Source organism: Burkholderia sp. Bp8963 (assembly GCF_003854275.1).
In the GTDB taxonomy this organism is placed as follows: Bacteria; Pseudomonadota; Gammaproteobacteria; order Burkholderiales; family Burkholderiaceae; genus Burkholderia.
Genome location: NZ_QTQP01000001.1, coordinates 77,802 through 100,933, shown reverse-complemented (window position 1 = coordinate 100,933; position 23,132 = coordinate 77,802). Strand labels below are relative to the sequence as shown.

At 69.3% G+C, this 23,132-nt stretch carries 21 protein-coding genes; 13 read left to right on the top strand and 8 right to left on the bottom strand.

Annotated features, from left to right (window positions below):
* The 3 genes from DID96_RS00445 to DID96_RS00435 all read left to right on the top strand — a co-directional run bounded on the left by DID96_RS00445 (position 1) and on the right by DID96_RS00435 (position 2,832).
* Positions 1-696, top strand: coding sequence for a heavy metal response regulator transcription factor (locus tag DID96_RS00445; protein ID WP_124597307.1), 696 nt, complete (start codon positions 1-3; stop codon positions 694-696).
* Positions 693-2,141: a heavy metal sensor histidine kinase gene (locus tag DID96_RS00440; protein ID WP_124597306.1), complete on the top strand. Its 1,449-nt coding sequence runs from the start codon at positions 693-695 to the stop codon at positions 2,139-2,141. Before DID96_RS00445 ends, DID96_RS00440 begins: the two co-directional genes overlap by 4 nt.
* A 103-nt stretch (positions 2,142-2,244) precedes the next feature.
* Complete coding sequence (locus tag DID96_RS00435) at positions 2,245-2,832, top strand: LysE family translocator (RefSeq protein WP_124597305.1); 588 nt, start codon at positions 2,245-2,247, stop codon at positions 2,830-2,832.
* Between the two features lie 48 nt (positions 2,833-2,880).
* On the opposite strand, the gene DID96_RS00430 is transcribed toward DID96_RS00435, so the two are convergent.
* Positions 2,881-3,723 carry an AraC family transcriptional regulator gene (locus DID96_RS00430; protein WP_124597304.1) on the bottom strand — a complete coding sequence of 281 codons (843 nt, stop codon included), beginning with the start codon at positions 3,721-3,723 and terminating at the stop codon, positions 2,881-2,883.
* A gap of 176 nt (positions 3,724-3,899) precedes the next feature.
* On the opposite strand from DID96_RS00430, the gene DID96_RS00425 reads away from it, so the two are divergent.
* The gene (locus tag DID96_RS00425) at positions 3,900-4,694 is read left to right on the top strand and encodes an SDR family NAD(P)-dependent oxidoreductase (protein WP_124597563.1); all 795 of its coding nucleotides are present in this window, start codon (positions 3,900-3,902) and stop codon (positions 4,692-4,694) included.
* A 55-nt stretch (positions 4,695-4,749) separates the two neighbouring features.
* Here the strand turns inward: DID96_RS00425 and DID96_RS00420 are convergent, their stop codons facing one another.
* From DID96_RS00420 to DID96_RS00400, 5 genes are all read right to left on the bottom strand, one after another.
* A complete protein-coding gene (locus DID96_RS00420) occupies positions 4,750-5,124 on the bottom strand; it encodes a hypothetical protein (protein ID WP_124597303.1) in 375 nt (124 codons plus the stop codon).
* 173 nt (positions 5,125-5,297) lie between these two features.
* Complete coding sequence (locus DID96_RS00415; protein WP_124597302.1) at positions 5,298-6,368, bottom strand: AI-2E family transporter; 1,071 nt, start codon at positions 6,366-6,368, stop codon at positions 5,298-5,300.
* A gap of 159 nt (positions 6,369-6,527) precedes the next feature.
* A complete protein-coding gene (locus tag DID96_RS00410; protein WP_124597301.1) occupies positions 6,528-7,637 on the bottom strand; it encodes an NADH:flavin oxidoreductase/NADH oxidase in 1,110 nt (369 codons plus the stop codon).
* A gap of 161 nt (positions 7,638-7,798) precedes the next feature.
* On the bottom strand, positions 7,799-8,485 hold the full coding sequence (locus tag DID96_RS00405) for a type 1 glutamine amidotransferase domain-containing protein (RefSeq protein WP_124597300.1): 687 nt from the start codon (positions 8,483-8,485) through the stop codon (positions 7,799-7,801).
* Between the two features lie 298 nt (positions 8,486-8,783).
* Positions 8,784-9,797: a substrate-binding domain-containing protein gene (locus DID96_RS00400; protein WP_260463761.1), complete on the bottom strand. Its 1,014-nt coding sequence runs from the start codon at positions 9,795-9,797 to the stop codon at positions 8,784-8,786.
* A gap of 189 nt (positions 9,798-9,986) precedes the next feature.
* On the opposite strand from DID96_RS00400, the gene DID96_RS00395 reads away from it, so the two are divergent.
* Together DID96_RS00395 and DID96_RS00390 are read left to right on the top strand one after the other, a co-directional pair.
* Complete coding sequence (locus tag DID96_RS00395) at positions 9,987-11,600, top strand: glycoside hydrolase family 68 protein (RefSeq protein ID WP_124597298.1); 1,614 nt, start codon at positions 9,987-9,989, stop codon at positions 11,598-11,600.
* Positions 11,601-11,771: 171 nt separating this feature from the next.
* Positions 11,772-13,424, top strand: coding sequence for a glycoside hydrolase family 32 protein (locus DID96_RS00390; protein WP_124597297.1), 1,653 nt, complete (start codon positions 11,772-11,774; stop codon positions 13,422-13,424).
* Between the two features lie 45 nt (positions 13,425-13,469).
* On the opposite strand, the gene DID96_RS00385 is transcribed toward DID96_RS00390, so the two are convergent.
* Together DID96_RS00385 and DID96_RS00380 are read right to left on the bottom strand one after the other, a co-directional pair.
* Complete coding sequence (locus DID96_RS00385) at positions 13,470-14,219, bottom strand: SDR family oxidoreductase (protein ID WP_124597296.1); 750 nt, start codon at positions 14,217-14,219, stop codon at positions 13,470-13,472.
* Positions 14,220-14,377: 158 nt separating this feature from the next.
* Positions 14,378-15,295: a LysR family transcriptional regulator gene (locus tag DID96_RS00380; RefSeq protein WP_124597295.1), complete on the bottom strand. Its 918-nt coding sequence runs from the start codon at positions 15,293-15,295 to the stop codon at positions 14,378-14,380.
* Between the two features lie 227 nt (positions 15,296-15,522).
* Between DID96_RS00380 and DID96_RS00375 the strand changes: the two genes are divergently transcribed.
* From DID96_RS00375 to DID96_RS00345, 7 genes are all read left to right on the top strand, one after another.
* Positions 15,523-16,983 carry a PLP-dependent aminotransferase family protein gene (locus DID96_RS00375; protein ID WP_124597294.1) on the top strand — a complete coding sequence of 487 codons (1,461 nt, stop codon included), beginning with the start codon at positions 15,523-15,525 and terminating at the stop codon, positions 16,981-16,983.
* Positions 16,984-17,099: 116 nt separating this feature from the next.
* A complete protein-coding gene (locus DID96_RS00370) occupies positions 17,100-17,537 on the top strand; it encodes a carboxymuconolactone decarboxylase family protein (protein ID WP_124597293.1) in 438 nt (145 codons plus the stop codon).
* 266 nt (positions 17,538-17,803) lie between these two features.
* A complete protein-coding gene (locus DID96_RS00365) occupies positions 17,804-18,502 on the top strand; it encodes a TetR/AcrR family transcriptional regulator (protein WP_124597292.1) in 699 nt (232 codons plus the stop codon).
* On the top strand, positions 18,499-19,473 hold the full coding sequence (locus DID96_RS00360; RefSeq protein ID WP_124597291.1) for an HlyD family secretion protein: 975 nt from the start codon (positions 18,499-18,501) through the stop codon (positions 19,471-19,473). The genes DID96_RS00365 and DID96_RS00360 overlap by 4 nt, the downstream gene beginning before the upstream one ends.
* Positions 19,470-20,417, top strand: a complete 948-nt coding sequence (locus DID96_RS00355; RefSeq protein ID WP_124597290.1) for an ABC transporter ATP-binding protein — start codon at positions 19,470-19,472, stop codon at positions 20,415-20,417. The genes DID96_RS00360 and DID96_RS00355 overlap by 4 nt, the downstream gene beginning before the upstream one ends.
* A complete protein-coding gene (locus tag DID96_RS00350; RefSeq protein WP_124597289.1) occupies positions 20,414-21,568 on the top strand; it encodes an ABC transporter permease in 1,155 nt (384 codons plus the stop codon). The genes DID96_RS00355 and DID96_RS00350 overlap by 4 nt, the downstream gene beginning before the upstream one ends.
* A gap of 10 nt (positions 21,569-21,578) precedes the next feature.
* The gene (locus DID96_RS00345; RefSeq protein ID WP_124597288.1) at positions 21,579-23,120 is read left to right on the top strand and encodes an efflux transporter outer membrane subunit; all 1,542 of its coding nucleotides are present in this window, start codon (positions 21,579-21,581) and stop codon (positions 23,118-23,120) included.
* Positions 23,121-23,132: the final 12 nt, after the last annotated feature.

Below are 23,132 nucleotides of genomic sequence, written 5' to 3'. Positions count from 1 at the left end.
ATGAAAGTCCTGATCGTCGAAGACGAACCGAAGGTAGTCGAATACCTGAAAAGCGGCCTCGCCGAGGAAGGCTGGGTCGTCGATACCGCGCTCGACGGCGAGGACGGCGCGTGGAAGGCCGTCGAATTCGACTACGACGTGGTCGTGCTCGACGTGATGCTGCCGAAGCTCGACGGCTTCGGCGTGCTGCGCGCGTTGCGCGCGCAGAAACAGACGCCCGTGATCATGCTGACCGCGCGCGACCGCGTCGACGACCGCGTGCGCGGGCTGCGCGGCGGCGCCGACGACTACCTGACCAAGCCGTTCTCGTTCCTCGAACTGATCGAGCGGCTGCGCGCGCTGACGCGCCGCGCACGCGTGCAGGAATCGACGCTGATCTCGATCGGCGACCTGCGCGTCGATCTGATCGGCCGCCGCGCGACGCGCGACGGCACGCGCCTCGACCTGACCGCGCAGGAGTTCCAGTTGCTCGGCGTGCTCGCGCGCCGCAGCGGCGAAGTGCTGTCGAAGACGACGATCGCCGAACTCGTGTGGGACGTGAACTTCGACAGCAACGCGAACGTCGTCGAGACCGCGATCAAGCGCCTGCGCGCGAAGCTCGACGGCCCGTTCGCCGACAAGCTGCTGCACACGATCCGCGGGATGGGCTACGTGCTCGAGGTACGCGACGACGGCGACGCAGAGAGACGGCCATGAAACGCTCGATCGTGCTGCGGCTGTCCGCGATGTTCGGCATCGTATCGCTGCTCGTGTTCACGCTGGTCGGCGTCGGCCTGTTCGTGATGATGGAGCGGCAACTGTTCGCCGAACTGCGCGCGACGCTCGACACGCGCACGAAAGTGGTCGAGATGATCGTCTCGCATGCAACCACGCAGGCGCGCTGGCACATCACGCAGGAAAAGCTCGCCGATCTGCAGCCGCCGGACGGCTCCACCCACTACCAGGTCGACGGCCCCGATCCGGCGTTCCGTTTCGGGCATCCGGTGAACGGCACGCCGCACGGCGCACCGTTCGGCACGTACCAGCGCTACCGGCTCAACGACAGCAGCTACGACGTGATGACGAAGACCGTGACGGTGGCCGGCAGCGGCGCGCGTCCCGACCTGAAGCTGATCGTCGCGACGTCGTGCGAGCGCACTCAGCGGATGCTGCGCCGCTTCGGCTGGACGCTCGCCGCGCTGATCGCGATCGCCACCGGCATCACGCTGCTGCTCGGCCGCGCGGTCGCGCGCTTCGGCCTCGCGCCGCTCGACCGGCTGTCGCAGGAAGCGGCGGCCGTCAATCACGTGAACCGGCATCAGCGGCTCAAGACCGACGCGCTGCCCGCCGAGCTGCGCGACCTCGCCGCATCGTTCAACGGCGCGCTCGAACGCATCCAGCAGGCGTACGAACGGCTCGAGGCGTTCAACGCGGACGTCGCGCACGAGCTGCGCACGCCGGTCAGCATCCTGATCGGCCAGACGCAGGTCGCGCTGACGAGCCGCGACCGCTCGATCGACCGGATGCGCCAGACGCTGCAGTCGAACCTCGAGGAATTCGAGCGGCTGCGCGTGATCGTCAACGACATGCTGTTTTTGTCGCGCAGCGATCGCGGCGAACGCGCGAGCGACCTGAAGGACGTGTCGCTCGCCGACGAGGTGCGGCGCATGCTCGATTTCCTCGAGATTCCGCTCGACGAGGCGCAGCTGCGCGCCGAGCTGCACGGCGATGCACGCGCGAGCGTGGACCCGTCGCTGTTCCGCCGCGCGATGACGAACCTGCTGATCAATGCGATCCAGCATTCGGCGCCGGGCGGGACGCTGCACGTGACGATCACGCGGCGCGACGCGCTCGTCGAAGTGTCGGTCGCGAACCCCGGCGCGCCGATCGACGTCGCGCACCGCGCGCACATGTTCGAACGCTTCTACCGGCTCGAGGAAGCGCGCGCGAACAGCAAGGAAAATCACGGGCTCGGGCTGTCGATCGTCAAGGCTGTCGCGGACATGCATGGCGGCAGCGTGTTCGTCGCGTGCGCGGGCGGCGTCAACACGTTCGGTTTCTCGGTTTCGACGCAGCCGTGCGCCGCTGCCGCGCCGCCCGCCGCCGAGCCGGCGCGGGCGGCCGAAGCGGGCCCGGTACGCGCGCCGCGCGCGCTGCACTGACGCGCGCCGGGCGGCCCGCGCCGCCGAGGGCAGTTTTCTTCAATACGCACCCGCCCTGCTCCTTTAGCCTCGATGCGACTCACGTTACGCATGGAGGCATCCGATGAGCATTCTGGTTTCGATGGCGGCGTTCGCGCTCGCATCGTCGATCACCCCTGGTCCCGTCAATATCGTCGCGCTCAGTTCGGGCGCGCGCTACGGTCTCGGCGCGAGCCTGCGCTACGCGGCCGGCGCGACGCTCGGCTTCGTCGCGCTGTTCCTGTTGATCGGCCTCGGCCTGCACGCGGCGCTCGTACGCTGGCCTGTGCTGACGACGGCGACGCAATGGTCGGGGATCGCGTTCCTGCTTTACATGGCGCTGCGCCTCGCGCTCGACGACGGCCGGCTGTCGCCCAACGCGCAGGTCGCCGGGCCGTCCGCGGCCGCGGGCGCCGCGATGCAATGGCTGAATCCGAAGGCGTGGCTCGCCTGCGTCGCCGCGATGGGCGCTTACGCAGCCGACGGCGACCGCGTGCTGATCGGGCAATTCGCGGCGCTGTATCTGGTGATCTGTTTCGCGTCGATCGCGTGCTGGTCGTATGCGGGCGCATCGCTGCGGCACCGTCTCGCGAACGCGCGCCGGATGCGCGTGTTCAACCGGCTGATGGCGCTGCTGCTCGCGGGCAGCGCGCTTTACCTGCTCGATGCGTGAATCCGGCTGCCGCTGAGGCGCGCTCGACGATCGCCGTGCCGCCCGCGCTCAGCACTCGGCGGCGCGGTATTGCCCGGGCGTCGCGGCGGCAATCCGCCGGAACGCGCGCTGAAAGTGCGCCTGATCGGCGAACCCGGCATCGAGCGCGACATCCGCAATCGGCCGTCCACGGCGCAGCTCGGTGCGCCCGTACTGCACGCGGCGGTCGATCAGGAACGCATGCGGCGTCATCCCGTAGCGGGCATTGAACGCGCGGATCAGATACGACGGCGACAGATCGGCCGCCGCGCAGATCGCGTCGAGCGTCACGGCCTGGCGGCAGTGCGCGGCGATGTAGTCGGCCGCGCGCGCGAGCTTCGCGTTGTTGGCGGCCCGCGGCGTGCCCGGCATCGCGGGATCGAGCGCCTCGTGCAGCCGCGTGAAGAATTCGACCGCGGCGCTCTCCTTGCCGAGCGGCTCGATGCCGGGCGCGACGAGCGTGCGATAGAAGCCCGCAAATTCCGCGAACAGGTCGCGACGGTCGGTCAGCTTCTGCGAGAAGCCGTGAAAATCGGTGTTCGGATCGCGGCCGAGCGCATGCTGCAGCCGCGCGAGCCACGGGACATCGACGTAGACCATCCGGTACGCCCACGCGTGCGGCCCATACGGATTGCACGCGTGCACCTGCTCGGGGTCGATGATCACGAGCGCGCCGCGCCCGATCCGCTCGTTCGTCGCGCCGTTCAGGTAGGTGCTGGTGCCGCCAACGATCGCGCCGAGCGAAAACGTGTCGTGCGTGTGCTTCACGTAGCAGATCGCGCGCCCGTCGTCGACGGTGCGCGCCTCGATGAACGGCAGCGCGGCATCGCGCCAGAACGGCGACGGCACGGAGGGCTTGACGGTACGGCTCACGCGGTGACTCCCGGATCGGACGGCAAGCGCCTACCCTACAAGACCGGCCTGCGCGAAGCAACCGTCTCGAAACAATCCCCGCGCTGGCGAATCGCGCGGTTTCGCCTAAGCTTTGAATTCCGGCCGCCGCGGCAGGTCCGGCGGCCCTCCTTCCCACTCACCGCCTTTTCATGACCATGCATATCGATCTGAACGGCAAGACGGCAGTCGTCACCGCTTCCACCGCCGGCATCGGCCTCGCGATCGCCGAAGGCCTCGCGCGCGCCGGCGCGCGGGTCGTCGTCAACGGACGCAGCGAAGCGTCCGTGCAGTCCGCGCTCGCGCACCTGCGCAGCACGGCGCCGGGCGCAACCGTCGAAGGCATCGCGGCGGACCTGTCGGACGGCGACGGCGCCGGCCGCGTCACGCGCGCCGCGCCGCAGGCCGACATCCTCGTGAACAATGCCGGCGTCTACGGGCTGAAGCCGTTCTTCGACATCGACGACGCCGAATGGATGCATTACTTCCAGACCAACGTGATGTCCGGCGTGCGGCTCGCGCGGCACTACCTCAAGGGGATGCTCGAACGGAACTGGGGGCGCGTCGTATTCATCTCGTCGGAATCGGCACTGAACATTCCGGTCGACATGATCCACTACGGCTTCACGAAAACCGCGCAGTTGTCGATCGCGCGCGGGCTCGCGAAGCTCGCGGCCGGCAGCCGGGTGACCGTCAATTCGGTGCTGCCGGGGCCGACGCTTTCCGAAGGCGTGCGCTCGCTGCTGAAGAAAACCGCCGACGAAACCGGCCGCAGCATCGACGAAGTCGCGGTGGACTTCGTGCGCACGCAGCGCTCGAGCTCGATCATCCAGCGCCCGGCGACGCCCGCGGAAGTCGCGAATCTGGTGGTGTACGTGTGTTCGCAGCAAGCGTCGGCGACGACGGGCGCCGCGTTGCGAGTCGACGGCGGCGTGGTCGATACGATCGCTTAGCAGATGTGTCGGGCTGTGTCGGGCTGGTCCGGGCTCGCGTCGCCGAACCGCGGCGCTACGTTGTGCTGCCTTTCTGCGCCTGGAGCAGCCCTTTGCGATCGGCGTCCATGCAGGTATCGAAGCCATACCGTTTGACGGCGCCCGCCTTGTCGAACACGACGAAGTACGGCCGATGCTGGTCGCCGTGATCGAGCTGGTAGTTATAGCAGACACCGCTGCCGTTGCGGACCATCCATACGCTGCGCGGGTTGCCGCCCGCGCGGACGATCTCGGTGCGCGTCGCGCCACGTGCGGATGCCGCCTTCGGCACCGGCAGGCGCGAATACGAAAACGGCAGGAACGTGTCGAACCACGAGCAGCCGCTCATCATCAGACAGCTCGCTGCCAGGGACAGCGTCGCCGCAGGCCGGGACATCGGGATCAATCGCATGCTGGGAAGTCTGCTGCGCCGTGCCGGCGCGGTCGAAACCGCTATGCTACTCGACCTTTGGGTCCAGATCGAAAAGAAATGTAAAGTCCCGCGCGCGGATCCCCCGTACCGCGGCGCTCCGGATCGCCGATCTTCAACAATCGTTGCGGCCACGCGTGGCAGGCGCCCCCGCATCACGCGACCCATTCGGCCCACAGCATCGTCAACACGGTCATCAGCGCAGGACCGATGAACAGCCCGAGCAGGCCGAACGTCTCGGCGCCGCCGAGAATGCCGAACAGCACGAGCAGGAACGGCAGCCGCGCGGAGCTGCCGATCAGCACGGGCCGCACGAAGTGCTCGGCGATGAACACGACGACGAAGCCGGTCGCGGCCACCGCGATCGCCCACCCGGTCGCGCCCTGCACGAACAGCCACAACGCCGCACCGCAGAACACGAGTGGCGCGCAGAACGGCAGCATCGCGGCGACCGCCGTGACGAGGCCGAGCAGCGTCGCGTGCGGCACGCCCGCGAGCGCATACGCGATGCCGAGCAGCGCGCCCTCGCCGAGCCCGACGACGACGAGGCCCGTCACCGTGCCCTGCACGGCCGCGGCCATCCGCTCGATCAGTTGCGCGCCGTTCTTGCCGAACGCGCGCTGCGCGCCTTGCAGCAGCGCGCCCGACAGGCTGTGGCCCGCGCGCAGGATCACGAACAGCGTGACGAGCATGAAGCCGAACTCGAGCACCGCATGCGCGAGCCGCGTGCCGAACTGCCGGCCGACCGCGATGAACGTCTCGCTGTTGACCCCCTTCATCGCGGTCGCCGCAGGCAGCGGATGGCCGAGATGCGCCTGCCACCACGCGGTGACCTGGGCGGCGCCGAACGGCAGCCGGTTGACGAGGTCCGGCACCGGGATGCCGTTGTCCTGGACCGTGCGGAACCACTCGCGCAGTTCGTGCACCTGACCGAGCGCCTGGATCAGCGCGATCGCCACCGGCAGCACGACGAGCAGCGAAATCGACGCGGTGACGACAGTCGCGACGATGGTCGGCCGGTCGCGGAACAGCCGGTGCGATTCGAAGCGCTTCAACATCGGCCACATCGCGATTGCGATCACACAAGCCCACGCGATCGCCGGAATGAACGCGCGAATCACCCACAGCGCAAGCGCCAGCAATGCCGCATACAGCACGGCGCGGGCGACCTGTTGCGCACTCGGGCGCGCGGCGGGTTCGGAAGACGGCGGTACGTGAGCGCCCATGGCCCCTCAGCTCGGAAGTAAAAAGAATGGCGGTCCGGCAGGCCCCGGGGCCTGCACGAACCGCCATTCTATCGGGGTCGGGGTGCGATCCGGCGCGCTGGCCACATTGCACGAATGCGCACGGATGCGCACGCATGCGGCGGGCCGGCCGGCGCCGCGTCAGGCCGCCTTCGCGGCGACCTTGTAGCGCTCGAGCCAGTGCGCGTACGGTGCGGGCAGCGTCCACGACGGCCGCTCGACACCGAGCTGCTTCGCCGCGTAATACGGCCAGTGCGGATCGGCGAGGTGTGCGCGGCCGACCATCACGAGATCGAGCTGCCCGTCGGCGACGACGCGCTCCGCGAGCTGCGGCGTATCGATGCCCCACGCGGACGCGACCGGCAGCCCGGCCTCGCGGCGCACGCGCTCAGCCACCGGCGCGAGGAACGCGGGCCCCCACGGAATCTGCGCATTCGGCGTCGAGAAACCGACCGACACGCTCAGCAAGTCGAGCCCTTCGGCCTTCAGGCGCTGCGTGAGCGCGATCGATTCGGCGAGCGTCTCATCGTCGCGGCCGTCGTATTCGATCACGCCGAACCGCACGGTCAGCGGCAGATGCTCCGGCCATACCTTGCGGACCGCCGCGAGCGTCTCGACGAGGAAGCGGCCGCGATTCTCGGCCGAGCCGCCGTACGCGTCGTCGCGCTGGTTCGAATGCACGGAGAAGAAGCTCTGGCCGAGGTAGCCGTGCGCGAAATGCAGTTCGAGCCATTCGAAACCGATGTCGCGCGCACGCTTTGCCGCCGCGACGAAATCCGCCTGCACGCGCGCGATGTCGTCGCGCGTCATTTCATGCGGCACCTTCGGCAGGTGCGCGCCAAACGGCACGGCCGACGGTGCGATCGTCTGCCAGCCGCGCGGATCGCCGCCGGCGATGTGATCGTCGCCTTCCCACGGCCGGTTCGCGCTCGCCTTGCGGCCCGCGTGCGCGAGCTGGATGCCCGGCACCGCGCCCGCGGCCTTGATCGCCGCAACCGACGGCGCGAACGCTGCGGCTTGCGCATCGGTCCACAAACCCGCGCAGCCGGGCGTGATGCGGCCTTCCGGCGACACCGCGGTCGCCTCGGCGATCACGAGGCCCGCGCCGCCGCGCGCGATGCCGGCCAGGTGCACGTGATGCCAGTCGTTGACGACGCCGTCTTCGGCGACGTACTGGCACATCGGCGGCACCGCGATCCGGTTGCGCAGCGTCACATCCTTCAGTTTGAACGGTTCGAACAGGGCAGACATCCATCACTCCTTTGCTTGGTTCTGCGTGAAACGAGGGGGCGCCCGCCGCGCGGCGCGCGACGGGACAAAACGGCACGAAGCGGTATGCCCGGCAGGGGCGCCGGGACGAATCGGCATGCCCGGCAACGTCGCTGCCGGGCGGTGGGGCGCCGGGCGCCCCGTCAGGCCTGCTTCAGCTGCGCGAGCAGCGCGGCGGCGGCCGGCTCCGACGACGCCGGGTTCTGCCCGGTGATCAGCAGGCCGTCGACCACCACATGCGGCGCCCAGTCGGGGCCGCGCTCGAAGCGCGCGCCGTTGGTCTCGAGCATGTCCTGCACGAGGAACGGCACGACTTCGGTCAGTTCGACGGCGGCTTCCTCGCTGTTCGTGAAGCCCGTCACGCGCTTGCCGCGCACCAGCGATTCGGCGGTCCGCGGATCCTTCGCGTGACGCAGCACGCCCGGTGCGTGGCACACGAGCGCGACCGGCTTGCCGGCGCCGATCGCGCGCTCGATCAGCGAGACGGAATGCAGGTCTTCGGCCAGATCCCACAGCGGACCGTGGCCGCCCGGGTAGAACACCGCGTCATAGTCGTCGATCGACACATCGGTCAGCTTGCGCGTGCTCGCGAGCTCGGCCTTGGCGGCCGCGTCCGCTTCGAAGCGGCGCGTGGCGTCGGTCTGCGCGGACGGATCGCTGCTCTTCGGATCGAGCGGCGGCTGGCCGCCGTTCGGCGATACGAGCGTCAGTTCGGCACCCGCATCCTTGAACGCGTAGTACGGTGCAGCCAGTTCCTCGAGCCAGAAGCCGGTTTTCTTGCCGGTATCGCCGAGGGTGTCGTGCGACGTCAGGACAACGAGAATCTTCATGATCGGGCACTCCTATCGAAAGGGTGGAAACAGGGCCGCGACTTGCGCGCGGCGGCGTGCTGCGCCGGGCCCGGCTGGGCTCGCCGCCGGATAAATCAAGTATTGGTTCACAACCGCTGGTTCGCGTAGTCAAAGTTCTGCATTGCATCTCCAATCTATTAGACCAGTCGTCTAGAACTGGCTGGATCATACTCGTCGAATAGACCAGTCGTCTAGCAACCAGGCGCTCAACCCTGCGGCCTTCAGGGATTTCACGCCGGCGCCGGCCGGCGCGTCACGTATGGACGCGCCTGCCCCCTTACCCGCGCACCGGCCCGTCGGTATCGCCCGCGTCGATCACCGGCATCTCGAGCCGCTCCCCGCGCACGCCGTCGACGATCATGCCGAGCATCAGCTCCGCGAGCGAACGCCCGGTCGCATGCCCGGTCGGCTGCACGACGGCCGTCACGCGATGCGGATAGGCGACGTCGTCGGGCACGCCGTCGTAGACGATCAGCGAGATGTCGTCGCCGAAGCGCCGCCCGCTGCCGGCGATCGCGCGAAACGCGCCGCTGCCCGCGATGTTGTTGTCGACGAGGATCGCGGTCGGCGGCTCGGCGAGCGCGAGCAGCGCCTGCGCCGCGTGCAGGCCGCCGTCGCGCGTGAACGGGCACTCGACCAGCAAGGCCGGATCCGGCTCGATGCCGGCCGCGCGCATCGCGGCTTCGAAGCCCGCCCGCCGCTGCGCGGCGAAATTGAGCGCGAGCGGCGCGCCGATCATCGCAATGCGCCGGTGCCCGAAGCCGATCAGCCGCTGCACGGCCGCGTTCGCGCCGGCTGCGTTGTCGAAGTCGAACCATGCGTACGGCTCGGCGCTTTGCGTGCGGCCGTACGCGACATACGGAAACCCGCGCGATTGCAGGAACGCGATGCGCGGATCGTCGACCAGCGTCCGCGCGACGATCAGCCCGTCGACCAGCTTGCCGTCGACGAGCCGCCGGTACGTGTCGAGTTCAGCGTTCGGCCGCGCCGACACGATGATGAAATCGAGGTTGCGCTCGGCGAGCCGCTCGGTAATTCCCGCGACGACCTCGCCGAAACGCGGATCGCCGAGATCACCGGCGGCGAACGGATAGACGATCCCGATCGCATCCGCCCGCCCCGTCGCGAGACGGCGCGCGGTCGGATCCGCGACATAGCCCATTTCCTGCGCCGCTTTCATCACGCGTTCGCGCGTCGCCTCGCTCACGTCGTCGTAGCCGTTCAGCGCACGACTGACCGTCGTGCGCGACAGCCCGAGCGCGTCCGATAGCGCCTTCAGATTCACCTTCACGGTTGTCCCTTGCGATGTGTGACCGGCAGTCCACGCGGTCTGCCGGCCAATTCTTTCGATTCTGTAATAAATGCTGTCAAATAAATATCTTTTGACGTCCAAACCGGTTTGAAATAGCATCCAAACCGGTTTGGACATCGATGCCACCCTCAGACGTTCCCTTTCCCACTTTTTCGAAACAACGCCGAGATGACACACTTTCGCTTTTTCCGCTCGCCCTCGAGCAAACGTTTGCCGCTCGCTGGCGGCGCACTGGCCGCCTTCGCGGCCTTCGCTTCCTTCGCTCCCGTTACGCACGCGCAAACGGCCGGTGCCCCCGCACCCACGCCGCACACGCAGCAGGCCTATGACCCGGAAGGCAACTTCACGATGCGCTGGACGCGCGCCGACATCCGCCAGATCGTCGCGCAGTCGCACACCTCAAACGCCGTCGACAAGAACTCGTTGCCGCAAGCGCTGACGATGCCGTCCATCCCGCAGGATTTCCCGCTGATCAACCCGAACGTGTGGGTCTGGGACACGTGGCCGCTCGCCGACCTGCGCGCGAACCAGCTCAGCTACAAGGGCTGGGAGGTGATCTTCTCGCTCACCGCCGATCCGCATGCCGGCTATACGTTCGACGACCGCCACGTGCACGCGCGGATCGGCTTCTTCTACCGCCGCGCAGGCATCCCCGCGTCGCAGCGCCCGGCGAACGGCGGCTGGACCTGGGGCGGCCACCTGTTCCCGGACGGCGCGAGCGTGAAGGTGTTCGGCACCGCGCCGATGACCAACAACGCCGAATGGTCGGGCTCCGCGCGCCTCATGCAAGGCGACAACGTCAGCCTCTACTACACCGCGACGTCGTTCAACCGCTCGGCGCCGGGCGGCGCCGACATCACGCCGCCCCAGGCGATCATCACGCGCGCCGACGGCCACATCCACGCCGACGACAAGCACGTGTGGTTCACGGGCTTCGACGATCACAAGGCGCTGCTGCAGCCGGACGGCAACTACTACCAGACGGGCCAGCAAAACACCTACTTCTCGTTCCGCGATCCGTTCGTGTTTACCGACCCCGCGCACCCGGGCAAGACCTACATGGTGTTCGAGGGCAACACCGGCGGCCCGCGCGGCGCGCGCACCTGCACCGAAGCCGACCTCGGCTACGCGCCGAACGATCCATACCGGGAAGACCTGAACGCGGTGATGAATTCGGGCGCAGTGTATCAAAAGGCCAACGTCGGCCTCGCGGTCGCGACGAACCCGCAACTGACCGAGTGGAAGTTCCTGCCGCCGCTGCTGTCCGCGAACTGTGTGGACGACCAGACCGAGCGTCCGCAGATCTACATGAAGGACGGCAAGTACTATCTGTTCACGATCAGCCACCGCACGACGATGGCGGCCGGCGTCGACGGCCCGGACGGCGTGTACGGCTTCGTCGGCAACGGCATCCGCAGCGACTTCCTGCCACTGAACGGCGGCAGCGGCCTCGTGCTCGGCAACCCGACCGACTTCTCGGCGCCGGCCGGCGCGCCGTACGCGCAGGACCCGAACCAGAACCCGCGCGAATTCCAGTCGTATTCGCACTACGTGATGCCGGGCGGCCTCGTCGAGTCGTTCATCGACGCGATCGGCCCGCGCCGCGGCGGCACGCTCGCGCCGACGGTGAAGATCAACATCAACGGCGCATCGACGGCGGTCGACCGCTTCTACGGGCGCGGCGGGCTCGGCGGCTACGGCGACATTCCGGCGAACCTGCCCGCGACGGGAGCCGGCAACGACGGCGGCAACCAGGGCAACGGTAACGGCAATCGCCAGTAACCAGTCAGCCGAGGGGGCGCCCATCGCGCGTGTCGCGTGGGCGCCGCGTTTCCCCTGTGGCCCGCTGCCCAGGTTTGCCCTGATCGCCCTTTTTGCCCATCGCGCATGCCGCCGCCACGAGCGGCATGCGCGCTCCTTTCCCGCTTCGCGCGACGAAGCACGGAACGACGCATGAAATTTCCGCCTTACCGAATTACTTTTCGGGTCGCCCCGTTGCTGCTCTCCGGCCTGCTCGCCGGCCTGTTCTGCGCGCACGTCGCGGCCGCCACCTGTGACGCGCCGCCCGAACACGGCACGCCGCAATGGCGCCCCGCGCTCCATTACACGCCGCAGCGCAACTGGATGAACGACCCGAACGGCCTCGTCTACGACAACGGCCTCTATCACCTGTTCTATCAGTACAACCCGGTCGGCCACGACTGGGGCAACATGTCGTGGGGCCACGCGACCAGCACGGACCTCGTCCACTGGCGCGAGCAGCCGGTCGCGCTGCGCGCGAACGCGACCGAGCAGATCTTCTCCGGCTCGATCGTCGCCGATACCCGCAACACGTCCGGCCTCGGCGCACCCGGCGACGCACCGCTCGTCGCGCTGTACACGAGCGTCTACAACGCCGGTTCCGGGCACGCGCCCGGCACGCAGGCGCAATCGCTCGCGTACAGCGTCGATCACGGCGCGACCTGGCAGCCGTATGCGCACAATCCGGTGCTTACGCTCGAACCGGAATCGAAGCAATTCCGCGACCCGAAGGTGTCGTGGTATGCGCGCGGCGGTTACTGGCTGATGACGACTGTCGTCGCCGACGCGCACGTCGTGAAGCTATACCGCTCCGACGACCTGATTCACTGGGCATTCCTCAGCGATTTCACGCTGCCGGGCGTCCCGCACGACGGCACGCTATGGGAAATGCCCGACCTCGTGCCGCTGCCGCTCGACGACGATCCGAAGCGGATCCGCTGGGTGATGATCGTCAACGTGAATCCGTGGTCGATCGCAGGCGGCTCGGGGGCGATGTATTTCGTCGGCGACTTCGACGGCCGCACGTTCACGCCCGAACGCGTCGCGCCCGCGGGCTCCGATCCCGCGCAATTCCGCTGGGTCGACCACGGCGCGGACTTCTACGCGGCCGGCACGTTCTCGGGCGCACCGGGCGCGCGGCCGGTCGCGATCGCGTGGATGAGCAACTGGGACTACGCGGCGAAGGTGCCGACGACGCCATGGCGCGGCGCGATGACGCTGCCGCGCGCACTCGCGCTGAAGACGATCGACGGCGAGCCGCGGCTCGTCGCCACGCCGGCGCCGGCGTTCGACGCATGGGCCGACGGACGGCCCGCCACGCATCTCGGCGACTTGAGCGTCGCGTCGGCGCTGCGCGAACTGCCGGCCGCGACACGCGGCACCGTACAGCGGATCACGCTGACGCTCGCGCCGCACGGCGCCGCGCGCGCGGGGCTCGTCGTGCGACGCTCGGCGGACGGTGCGACCGGCACGCGGATCGTCTACGACACCGCGCAGCAGACGCTGACGCTCGACCGTTCGCAATCGGGCGAGTCGAATTTCTCGACCGCGTTCAGCCAGCAGCACATCGTGAACTTGCCGCTGCAGGACGGGCGGCTGCCGCTCGAGATCGTCGTCGATCGCGGCTCGGTCGAGGTGTTCGCGGGCGGTGCACGCACCGCGATCACCGACCTGATCTTCCCGCCCGGCGACGCCGACCGCATCGCGTTGTTCGCGGAGCATGGCAGCGCGACGTTCGGCGGGCTGACGGTGACGCAACTCGCGGGGCCGGACGATGCCGGCCTTGCCTGCGGCGCGCCGCGCTAGCGGCGCGAACGCGCCGGCTGACGGCGCTCATCCGCCGTCAGTCGCTCAAAGCAGCCCCATCCCGCCCGACGCGATGATTTCCGCGCCGACGATGAACGCCGACTCCGGCGCGCTCAGGTGCAGCACGGTCGACGCGATCTCGTCCGGCGTGCCGAACCGGCCGATCGGCACGAGGCCCTTGATCTTCCCGGCGGTCGCCTCGAGTGTCGCGGCGTCGAAGCCGAGCTTGCCGTACAGCGGCGTCTCGACGGGCCCCGGGCTCACGACGTTCACGCGCACGCCGTTCGGCAGCAGTTCCGTCGACAGCGTCTTCGCGAGCGAATTCACCGCGGCCTTGCTCGCCGCGTAGACCGACGACCCCGGCATCCCGATGTGCGCGTTGATCGACCCGTTGATGACGATCGACGCGCCGCGGTTCAGCAGCGGCACGAGCGCCTGGATCTGGAAGTACGCGCCCTTCACGTTGGTGTTGAACACGAGATCCCACAGGGCCTCGTCGACGTCCGAGAACGGCGCGAGCTTCGCGACGCCCGCGTTCACGAACACCGCGTCGAGCCGCGCGCCCGCCGCGCCGATCGCGCTCGCGAGCTCGCGCGCACCCGCCACGCTGCCCGCGTCGTTGCGAATCGCGAGCGCGTCGCCGCCGAGGGTGCGTTGCGCGGCGGCGAGCGCCTCCACATCGCGCCCGGTGACGATCACCCGCGCGCCTTCCGCCGCGAATGCCCGCGCGGCCGCGAGGCCGATCCCGCTGGTGCCGCCCGTGACGAGCACCGTCTTGCCTTTGAAGCGTTCCATGATTTTCTCCAGTGATTCCGGTGAATGACCGTAACTTCATGGTGCTCGCATAGCCGCCCGCTGCCGTACGATGCACGCGACGAAAACGTTCGAAGGCTTCGAACGTGTTTGTTCCAGCCAGGGCGACCCGCCTGCCGTGCCTGCCCCTTCGCGCGCCGTCACGGCACGACGTCGATCCCGTCGAGCAGGCGCTGCGCCAGACGCGGCTCGCGCAGCTGCTCGAGCCACCACTGCAACGCGCGCCCTTCGCGATCGCCGCGCCACGCCACGTACAGCACGTTCGGCGCGCGCGGCTCGGCGGTCGGCATCTCGACCAGCTCGCCGCGCGCGAGCAGTGTCGCGGCACGCCGCCGCGGCACCCAGCCGACGCCGAGCCCGTCGCGCTGCGCCAGGATCTTCGTGCGCATCGACGGCACCGCCAGCATCGTCTGCCCGCCCAGCAAACCGTACGCGCGGCCGGCAGCGAGCCGCGACGAATCCGCGACCACGACCGCGCGATGCGCGCCGATCGCGTCGCGTGTCAGCGGGTCGCGCGACGCCGCGAGCGGATGGCGCGGCGACACCGCGAATACCCAGTCGAGCGCGCCCAGCTCGAACCACTTCAGCCCCGGAATCGCCGGCGGCTCGTTGGTCGCGCCGACGATCAGGTCGGCCCGGCCGTCGCGCAGCGCTTCCCAGGTGCCGCCGAGCACCTCGTGCGTGAAGCGCAGCGACACGCCCGAATCCAGCGCATCGAACGCGCGGACCACCGGCATCATCGATTCGAATTCGAGCAGCTCGTCGCTGACGATCCACAGGCGGTCCTCCCAGCCGCTCGCGATCTGCCGCACCCGTTGCGTGAGCCGCGCGACGTCGAGCATCAGGCGCGCCGCCTCGTCGGCCAGCAACTGGCCGGCGGGCGTGAGCTGGAGCCGGTAGCGGCGCCGGTCGAACAGCAGCGCGTCGAAGCGCGCCTCGAGCTGGCGCGCCGCATGCGACACCGTCGACGGCGCCTTGCCAAGACGCGCCGCCGCGCGCGACAGGCTGCCGGTCGCACGGATCGCGTCGAGCAGCGCGAATTCTTCTTCAGACAACATGGCCACGCTCCGGTCCGGGGACGTCGTGATCGGAATCGTGATCCTAAGGCAGGCGCTCACGCCGGTCCAATCCGCAAAGCAGCCACGCTTGCCGGTCCATTCCCCCAAAGCACCCACGCATGCCGGTTCAATCCACGTCCGTTCGAGCGCGACGCGCGGCCATTCAGCCTGCATACTGGCGGCATGCCGATTCCGGCAAAACCACCCCGAACGAGGTAACCACTGCGATGGACATCGCGATCCGCATCGACGGCCGTCACGACCTGACGGGCCAGATCTTCCGGCAACTGCGCGTCGCGATCGTCGACGGCCGGCTCGCCGGTGGCGCGCGGCTGCCGTCCACACGCGACCTCGCCGCCCAGCTCGGCGTGTCGCGCAAGACGACGCTCGACGCGTTCGAGCGGCTCGTCGCCGAAGGCTATCTGCACACGCGGCGCGGCAACGGCACGTTCGTCGCCGACGGCCTCGCGCGTGTGCCGCACGGGCCGGCCACCGCGCTGCCGGAAATCGCCGCGGAGCTCCCGCCGGCCGACGCGCCGACCGCGCGCGCGGTGTGGGACGACGTACCCGATGCGCTCGCGATGCCCGAGCCGCTGCCCGTGCTCGCCTTCGATTTCCGCGGCGGCGTGACCGACAAGACGCTGTTTCCGTTCGACGCGTGGCGGCGCTGCCTGCACCACGCGCTGCGCCAGCAGGCGCGCGGCCCGGGCCAGTATCACGACCCGGCCGGCGACCAGCAACTGCGGCTCGCGATCGCGCGCTATGTCGCGTTCAGCCGTGCGGTCGCCTGCAACTGGCACGACGTGATCGTCACGCAAGGCGCGCAGCAGGCGCTCGACCTGCTCGCGCGCGTCGTCGTGCGGCCCGGCGACGTCGTCGCGGTCGAGGACCCCGGCTACCCGCCGGCCCGCGCCGCGTTCGCGTCGCTCGGCGCGACGGTGGCGGGCGTGCCGGTCGACGCGCACGGCCTCGTCGTCGACCGGCTGCCCGACGATGCGCGCCTCGTCTACGTGACGCCATCGCACCAGTTCCCGCTCGGCATGCCGATGAGCCTGGAGCGGCGCGTCGCGCTGCTCGAATGGGCGCAGCGGCGCCGGGCCGTCATCATCGAGGACGACTACGACGGCGAGTTCCGCTTCGAAGGACGTCCGATGGAATCGCTGAAGAGCCTCGACCGCGCGGGCCTCGTCGCGTACGTCGGCACGTTCTCGAAGACGATCTTCCCGGAACTGCGGATCGGCTACGCGATTCCGCCGGCCGCACTGCACCCGGCGCTGCGCAAGGCGAAGCAGATCGCCGACTGGCACAGCTGCACGCTTACGCAGACGGCGCTCGCCCGCTTCATGCTCGACGGCGATTTCGCACGCCACCTGCGCCGCGTGCAGAAGCATTACGACACGCGGCGCAAGGTGCTGATCGCGCACCTGCGCGACAGTCTCGCGGCGTGGTTCGACGTGGTCGTACCGGCCGCCGGCATCCACCTCGCCGCGCGCGTCAGGGCCGGCGTCGATGAGGCCGCGCTGATCGCGACAGCGCGCGCGCACGACATCGGGCTGTACGGGATCGCCGCGTTCCACGTCGACGCGCCGCGCCACGGCGGCCTGCTGTTCGGCTATGGCGGTATCGACGCGACGCGCATCGACACGGCGCTCGCGCAGCTCGCCGTGCTGCTGCGGGCCGGCATCTGACCCATTACCACTGGCTACCTCGATTTACCGGAAATTGGTCATTTCAGCAGGCCAGCCCGATCGCTAATCTGGGTCCTGTCGCGCCGCCGTGCGCATCAACCGAACCAGGACCCGCCATGCAACCCCGCCTGAACTTCTATGCCGCCAGCCCGAACGCCATCAAGGTGATGCGCAACGCCGAGGAATTCCTGGCCAAAAGCTCGATCGAGAAGCCGCTCGCCGAACTCGTGCGGCTGCGCGCGTCGCAGATCAACGGCTGCGCGTTCTGCGTCGACATGCACACCACCGACGCACGCAAGGGCGGCGAAACCGACCGCCGGCTCGCGACGGTCGTCGTGTGGCGCGAAACGCCGTTCTTCACCGACCGCGAGCGCGCGGCGCTGGAATGGACCGAGGCGATGACGCTGGTCGCGGACAATCATGTGCCCGACGCCGTCTGGGAAGCCGTGAAGCCGCACTTCAGCGACGAGGAGCTGATGGACCTGTCGCTGCTCGTATCGACGATCAATTCGTGGAATCGTCTCGCGATTGCCTTCCGCAAGATGCCCGAGTAAGGAAAAGCGGCGCTGACTCGCAGCGTTTTCGTGCGCGCCGCAACCGCGTGCGGCGACGCGCTCAGGCGGATCGGTGCAATGCCGATTCGCCCGATCCCGCTCCCGTTTCTGTAGCCGCTCCTTTCATTCCCCCACCTCCGCTTTCCGCGCTGCTCCGCCCCCAACGGCCCATCCCCGCGCCCCGCTTCACGCTCCGCCTGACGCCCGTCAATTCCGACGAAAACCCTTCCTTGAAATTAACTAACTCATCAATTAGCGTGGTCTGCATGAACGCGAAATCCACGATCGCCAGGCCGCGCGGGCGCCGCCCATCGGTCGACGATTTCGACCTGCGCAACCACATGCTCGACATCGCGACCGCGCTGTTCGCCGAGCGCGGCATCGCTGCGACGACCGTCGCGCAGATCGCCGACGCCGCGGGCGTCACGTCGGCGATGGTCCATTACTACTTCACGAACCGCGAGCAGTTGCTCGACGCGATCGTCGAAGAACGGCTGATGCAGGTGATTGCGTTCGTCTGGCGGCCGACCGAACCGGTGGCCGAGCACGATCCGTTCGCGCTCGTCGCGGAACTCGTCGACCGCTTCTTCGACGTCACCGCGCGGATGCCGTGGCTGCCGTCGCTGTGGCTGCGCGAGATCGTCAACGAAGGCGGCCTGCTGCGCGAACGGATGGTCGAGCGCATCCCGCTCGAACACGTCGGACGCTTCGCCGAACGCATCCGGCACGCGCAGCAGGCCGGCATCGTGAACCCCGCGCTCGAACCCGCGTTCCTGTTCCATTCGATCATCGCGCTCGTGATGCTGCCGCTCGCAACCGCGAAGCTGTGGCAAAGCGCGCGCGGAATGCCGCCGATCGATCGCGACGTGCTGCAGAAGCACGTCCGCGCGCTGCTCGGCTTCGGCATGCAGCCGCCCGCCGCTGCGCCGACCCGCCGCGCGCGTGTGCCCCGGAGCCGATCGTGAAACCGGCCCGCGCCGCGGCGTTCGCGCTCGCCGCCTGTGCCGCGATTGCCACGCTGGCCGCCGGCTGCGGGCAGCGCACCAGCGACCAGGCGACTTACCAGGGCTATGTCGAAGGCGAGTTCGTCTATCTGTCGTCGTCGCAAGCGGGCACGCTGACGCAACTCGCCGTGCAGCGCGGCCAGACGGTCGCCGCGAACGCGCCCGTGTTCGCGCTCGAAGCCGTCAACGAGACCGCCGCACTGCAGCAGGCGCAGCATCAGCTCGCGGCCGCGCAGGCGCAGCTCGGCGACCTGCGGACCGGCAAGCGTCCGCCCGAAGTGAACGTCGCGCAGGCGCAGCTCGCGCAGGCGGTCGCGCAAGCCGGCAAGGCCGCCGACCAGCTCGCGCGCGACCAGCAGCAATACGCGGCCGGCGGCATCTCGAAGCAGCAGCTCGACGACTCGCGCGCATCCGCGCAGACGACCGCCGCGCAGGTGCGCGAACTGCGAAGCCAGGTCGATGTCGCGCGCCTGCCCGGCCGTTCGCAGCAGATCGCCGCGCAAGCCGCGCAGGTCGACGCCGCGCAGGCGGCTGTTGCCGAAGCGCAGTGGAAGCTCGACCAGACGCGCGTCGCGACGCCCGCGGCCGGGCTCGTCTACGACACGCTGTACCGGATCGGCGAATGGGTGCAGGCCGGCAACCCGGTCGTGCAGATGCTGCCGCCGCAGAACGTGAAGGTGCGCTTCTTCGTGCCGGAGACCGTCGTCGCGACGCTCGCGCCGGGCCGCGCGGTCGCGATCCATTGCGACGGCTGCGCGGCCGACGTGACCGCGCGCATCGCCTACGTGTCGAGCGAGGCCGAATACACGCCGCCCGTGATCTACAGCAACGAGAGCCGCACGAAGCTCGTGTTCATGATCGAGGCGCGGCCGGCTGTCGCCGACGCGCCGAAGCTGCATCCGGGCCAGCCCGTCGCCGTGAGGCTGCAATGAACACGCCGCCCGCCCCGTATGCGATCGACGTCGACCGGCTGAACAAGCGCTTCGGCGACAAGCATGTCGTCAAGGACGTGTCGCTGCGCGTCGCGCGCGGCGAGATCTTCGGCTTCCTCGGGCCGAACGGCAGCGGCAAGACGACGTCGATCCGGATGATGTGCGGGCTGCTCACGCCCGATTCCGGCAGCGGCACCTGCCTCGGCTACGACATCCTGCGCGACAGCGCGCAGATCAAGCGCCACGTCGGCTACATGACGCAGCGCTTCTCGTACTGGGAGGATCTGTCGATACGCGAGAATCTCGACTTCGTCGCGCGCGTGTACGGGATGGCCGACCGCAAGGCCGCCGTCACGCGCGCGCTTGACACGCTCGGCCTCGCGAGCCGCGCGGACCAGCTGACGGGCGCGCTATCGGGCGGCTGGAAACAGCGCCTCGCGCTCGCCGCGTGCATGCTGCACGGCCCGGAACTGCTGCTGCTCGACGAGCCGACCGCCGGCGTCGATCCGGCCGCGCGCCGCGATTTCTGGGAGGAATTGCACCGGCTCGCCGCGCAAGGCATCTCGGTGCTCGTCAGCACGCACTACATGGACGAGGCCGAGCGCTGCCACAAGCTCGCGTATATCGCGTACGGCGAACTGCTCGCGCAAGGCACGTCGGCGGAGATCGTCGCGTCGCAGAAGCTCGCGACCTGGGCGATCACCGGCGATCGCCTGACCGAGCTGTCCGTGCGGCTGCGCACGATGCCGGGCGTCGACCAGACGGTCGTGTTCGGTTCCGCGCTGCACGTGAGCGGCCGCGACCACCGCGCGCTCGAGGCGACGGTCGCGCAGGCCGCCGCCGATGCGTCGCTGCAGGTCGAGCCGATCGCCACCGGGCTCGAGGACGTGTTCATCTTCATGATGAGCGATGCGGACAAGCGCAACGGAGGCGCGCCATCATGAGCACGCCGTCCTGGTTCCGCTCGTCGTTCTCGTTCGCGCGCTGGTGGAGCATCGTGCTGAAGGAATTCCTGCAGCTGCGCCGCGACCGCGTGACGTTCGCGATGATCGTCGGCGTGCCGATCATCCAGCTCACGCTGTTCGGCTTCGCGATCAACACGGACCCGAAGCATCTGCCGACCGCGGTGATCGTCGCGGACGCGAGCCCGTTCACGCGCAGCTTCATCGCCGCGATGCGCAACTCCGCGTACTTCGACATCGTCGAAACGCTGCCCGACGAGGCGGCCGGCCGGCACGCGCTCGCGCGCGGCGACGTGCAGTTCGTGCTGACCGTGCCCGCCGACTTCTCGCGGCGCCTCTTGCGCGGCGAGCGGCCCGCGCTGCTCGTCGAGGCCGATGCGACCGACCCGGTCGCGACCGCATCGGCGATCGGCGCGCTGCCGGGCCTCGTGCAGCCGGTCGCGGACAAGGACCTGACCGGCCCGCTCGCGTACCTGATCGGCCGCCCCGCCGCGTTCGACGTGCGCCTGCACCGGCTCTACAACCCCGAGGGCATCACGCAGTACAACGTCGTGCCGGGCCTGATGGGCGTGATCCTGACGATGACGATGGTGATGATGACGGGCCTCGCGATCACGCGCGAGCGCGAGCGCGGGACGATGGAGAACCTGCTCGCGACGCCCGTGCTGCCGATCGAGGTGATGACCGGCAAGATCGTGCCGTACGTGTTCATCGGGCTGATCCAGGTGTCGATCATCCTCGTGGCCGCGCGCGTCGTGTTCGACGTGCCGTTCGTCGGCGGTGTGTTCGCGATCTACCTGTCGGCGCTGCTGTTCATCGCGGCGAACCTGACGGTCGGCATCACGCTGTCGTCGCTCGCGCAGAACCAGCTGCAGGCGATGCAGCTCGCGGTGTTCTATTTCCTGCCGAACATCCTGCTGTCCGGCTTCATGTTTCCGTTCGCCGGCATGCCGAAATGGGCGCAGTTCATCGGCAACCTGCTGCCGCTCACCTACTTCAACCGGCTCGTACGCGGGATCCTGCTCAAGGGTAACGGGTGGGTTGACCTGTGGCCGTCGGTGTGGCCGGTCGCCGTGTTCACCGTGGTCGTGATGGCCATCGCGCTGCGCTTCTACCGGCGCACGCTCGACTAGGAGCCACGCGATGCCAGCCGTTCCGTCGTTCCGCCATCGTATCGCTGCCTGCGCTGCGGCAGGTGCCGTTGCATGTGCCTCTGCCCGCGCCGCTGCCCGCGCCGCCACCGTCGTCATCGTGACGCTCGCGGCCGGTTGCGCGGTCGGCCCGGATTTCCGCACGCCGGCCGCGCCGGCGACGCAGCGCTACACGCGCGGCGAGCCCCCCGTGACGACCGTGTCCGCAAACGGTGCGGGCGGCGCCGCACAGACGTTCGCCACCGCCGCGCATGCGCCGCAGCGCTGGTGGACGTTGTTCGGCTCCGAGCCGTTGAACCGGCTCGTCGACACCGCATGGCAGCACAGTCCAACGCTCGACGAAGCGCGGGCGCGGCTGGCCGAAGCACGGCAGAACTACGTCGCCGAGGCCGGCGCGACGATGCTGCCGAGCGTCGACGCGAAGCTGTCCGCGACGCGCGAGAAAGTCGACATCGCCGCGTTCGGCCTGCCGGCCAACGTGCCGGCTCCGGGGCCGTTCGCGCTGTACGACGCGTCGGTCAGCGTGTCGTACGTGCTCGACGTATTCGGCGGCAACCGGCGCGCGCTCGAGGCATTGCTCGCGCAGGTCGACTATCAGTCGTACGAACTTGACGCGGCGCGCCTGATGCTCGCCGGCAACGTCGTCTCGACGGTGATCCGGCGCGCGTCGCTCGTGCAGCAGATCACGCTGACCCGGCGCCTCGTCGACGCGCAGACGCGCCAGTTGCGCATCGTCGAAGCGCGCCACGCGGCCGGCGGCGTCGCGCGCGCCGATGTGCATGCGCAGCGCACGCTGCTTGCGCAGACCCAGGCCGCGCTGCCGCCGCTCGCCGCGCAGCTCGCGCAGTCGGAGCACCGGCTCGCGATCCTGCTCGGCGTGCCACCCGCGGACGCGGACCTGCCCGACGTGCCGCTCGATGCGCTGAACCTGCCCGGCACGCTGCCGGTCACGCTGCCGTCGACGCTCGCGCGCGAACGGCCCGACATCCGCGCGGCCGAGGCGCTGCTGCACCAGGCGAGCGCGGACGTCGGCGTGGCGACCGCGAACCTGTATCCGCGATTCGCGTTGTCGGCGGGCATCGGCTCCGAACGCACGCGCGTCGCGGACATCATCAACGGCCTGAACGTCTGGAACCTTGGACTGAACCTCACGCAGCCGCTCTTTCACGGCGGCGAACTGCACGCGAAGAAACGCGCGGCCGAGGCGGCGTACGATGCCGCGTTCGCGAGCTATCGGCAGACCGTGCTGCAGGCGTTGCAGCAGGTGGCCGACGCGATGCGCGCGGTCGAACAGGATGCGGCCGCGCTCCAGTCGCGCGACGACGCGGCACGCGAGGCCGACGCGAGCAACACGATATCCGCCGCGCGCTATGCGGCGGGCGGGCTCAGTGAATTCGGGCTGATCGACGCGCAGCGGCAGGCGCTGCAGACCGCGCTCGACCGGACGCGCGCGCAGGCGGACCGGCTCGCCGATACGGCGGCGCTGTTCCAGGCATTGGGCGGGAGCTGGACGACGGACGCGTCTGCGCAGTGACGTTGCAATCAG

Bases quoted from the DNA above. Each gene is read 5' to 3' on its own strand.
- DID96_RS00410 (WP_124597301.1), bottom strand. From the start codon at position 7,637: ATGTCTGCCCTGTTCGAACCGTTCAAACTGAAGGATGTGACGCTGCGC.
- DID96_RS00375 (WP_124597294.1), top strand. From the start codon at position 15,523: ATGGACATCGCGATCCGCATCGACGGCCGTCACGACCTGACGGGCCAG.
- DID96_RS00385 (WP_124597296.1), bottom strand. From the start codon at position 14,219: ATGGAACGCTTCAAAGGCAAGACGGTGCTCGTCACGGGCGGCACCAGC.
- DID96_RS00350 (WP_124597289.1), top strand. From the start codon at position 20,414: ATGAGCACGCCGTCCTGGTTCCGCTCGTCGTTCTCGTTCGCGCGCTGG.
- DID96_RS00390 (WP_124597297.1), top strand. From the start codon at position 11,772: ATGAAATTTCCGCCTTACCGAATTACTTTTCGGGTCGCCCCGTTGCTG.
- DID96_RS00355 (WP_124597290.1), top strand. From the start codon at position 19,470: ATGAACACGCCGCCCGCCCCGTATGCGATCGACGTCGACCGGCTGAAC.
- DID96_RS00405 (WP_124597300.1), bottom strand. From the start codon at position 8,485: ATGAAGATTCTCGTTGTCCTGACGTCGCACGACACCCTCGGCGATACC.
- DID96_RS00435 (WP_124597305.1), top strand. From the start codon at position 2,245: ATGAGCATTCTGGTTTCGATGGCGGCGTTCGCGCTCGCATCGTCGATC.
- DID96_RS00345 (WP_124597288.1), top strand. From the start codon at position 21,579: ATGCCAGCCGTTCCGTCGTTCCGCCATCGTATCGCTGCCTGCGCTGCG.
- DID96_RS00395 (WP_124597298.1), top strand. From the start codon at position 9,987: ATGACACACTTTCGCTTTTTCCGCTCGCCCTCGAGCAAACGTTTGCCG.
- DID96_RS00445 (WP_124597307.1), top strand. From the start codon at position 1: ATGAAAGTCCTGATCGTCGAAGACGAACCGAAGGTAGTCGAATACCTG.
- DID96_RS00415 (WP_124597302.1), bottom strand. From the start codon at position 6,368: ATGGGCGCTCACGTACCGCCGTCTTCCGAACCCGCCGCGCGCCCGAGT.
- DID96_RS00425 (WP_124597563.1), top strand. From the start codon at position 3,900: ATGCATATCGATCTGAACGGCAAGACGGCAGTCGTCACCGCTTCCACC.
- DID96_RS00420 (WP_124597303.1), bottom strand. From the start codon at position 5,124: ATGCGATTGATCCCGATGTCCCGGCCTGCGGCGACGCTGTCCCTGGCA.
- DID96_RS00440 (WP_124597306.1), top strand. From the start codon at position 693: ATGAAACGCTCGATCGTGCTGCGGCTGTCCGCGATGTTCGGCATCGTA.
- DID96_RS00370 (WP_124597293.1), top strand. From the start codon at position 17,100: ATGCAACCCCGCCTGAACTTCTATGCCGCCAGCCCGAACGCCATCAAG.
- DID96_RS00380 (WP_124597295.1), bottom strand. From the start codon at position 15,295: ATGTTGTCTGAAGAAGAATTCGCGCTGCTCGACGCGATCCGTGCGACC.
- DID96_RS00365 (WP_124597292.1), top strand. From the start codon at position 17,804: ATGAACGCGAAATCCACGATCGCCAGGCCGCGCGGGCGCCGCCCATCG.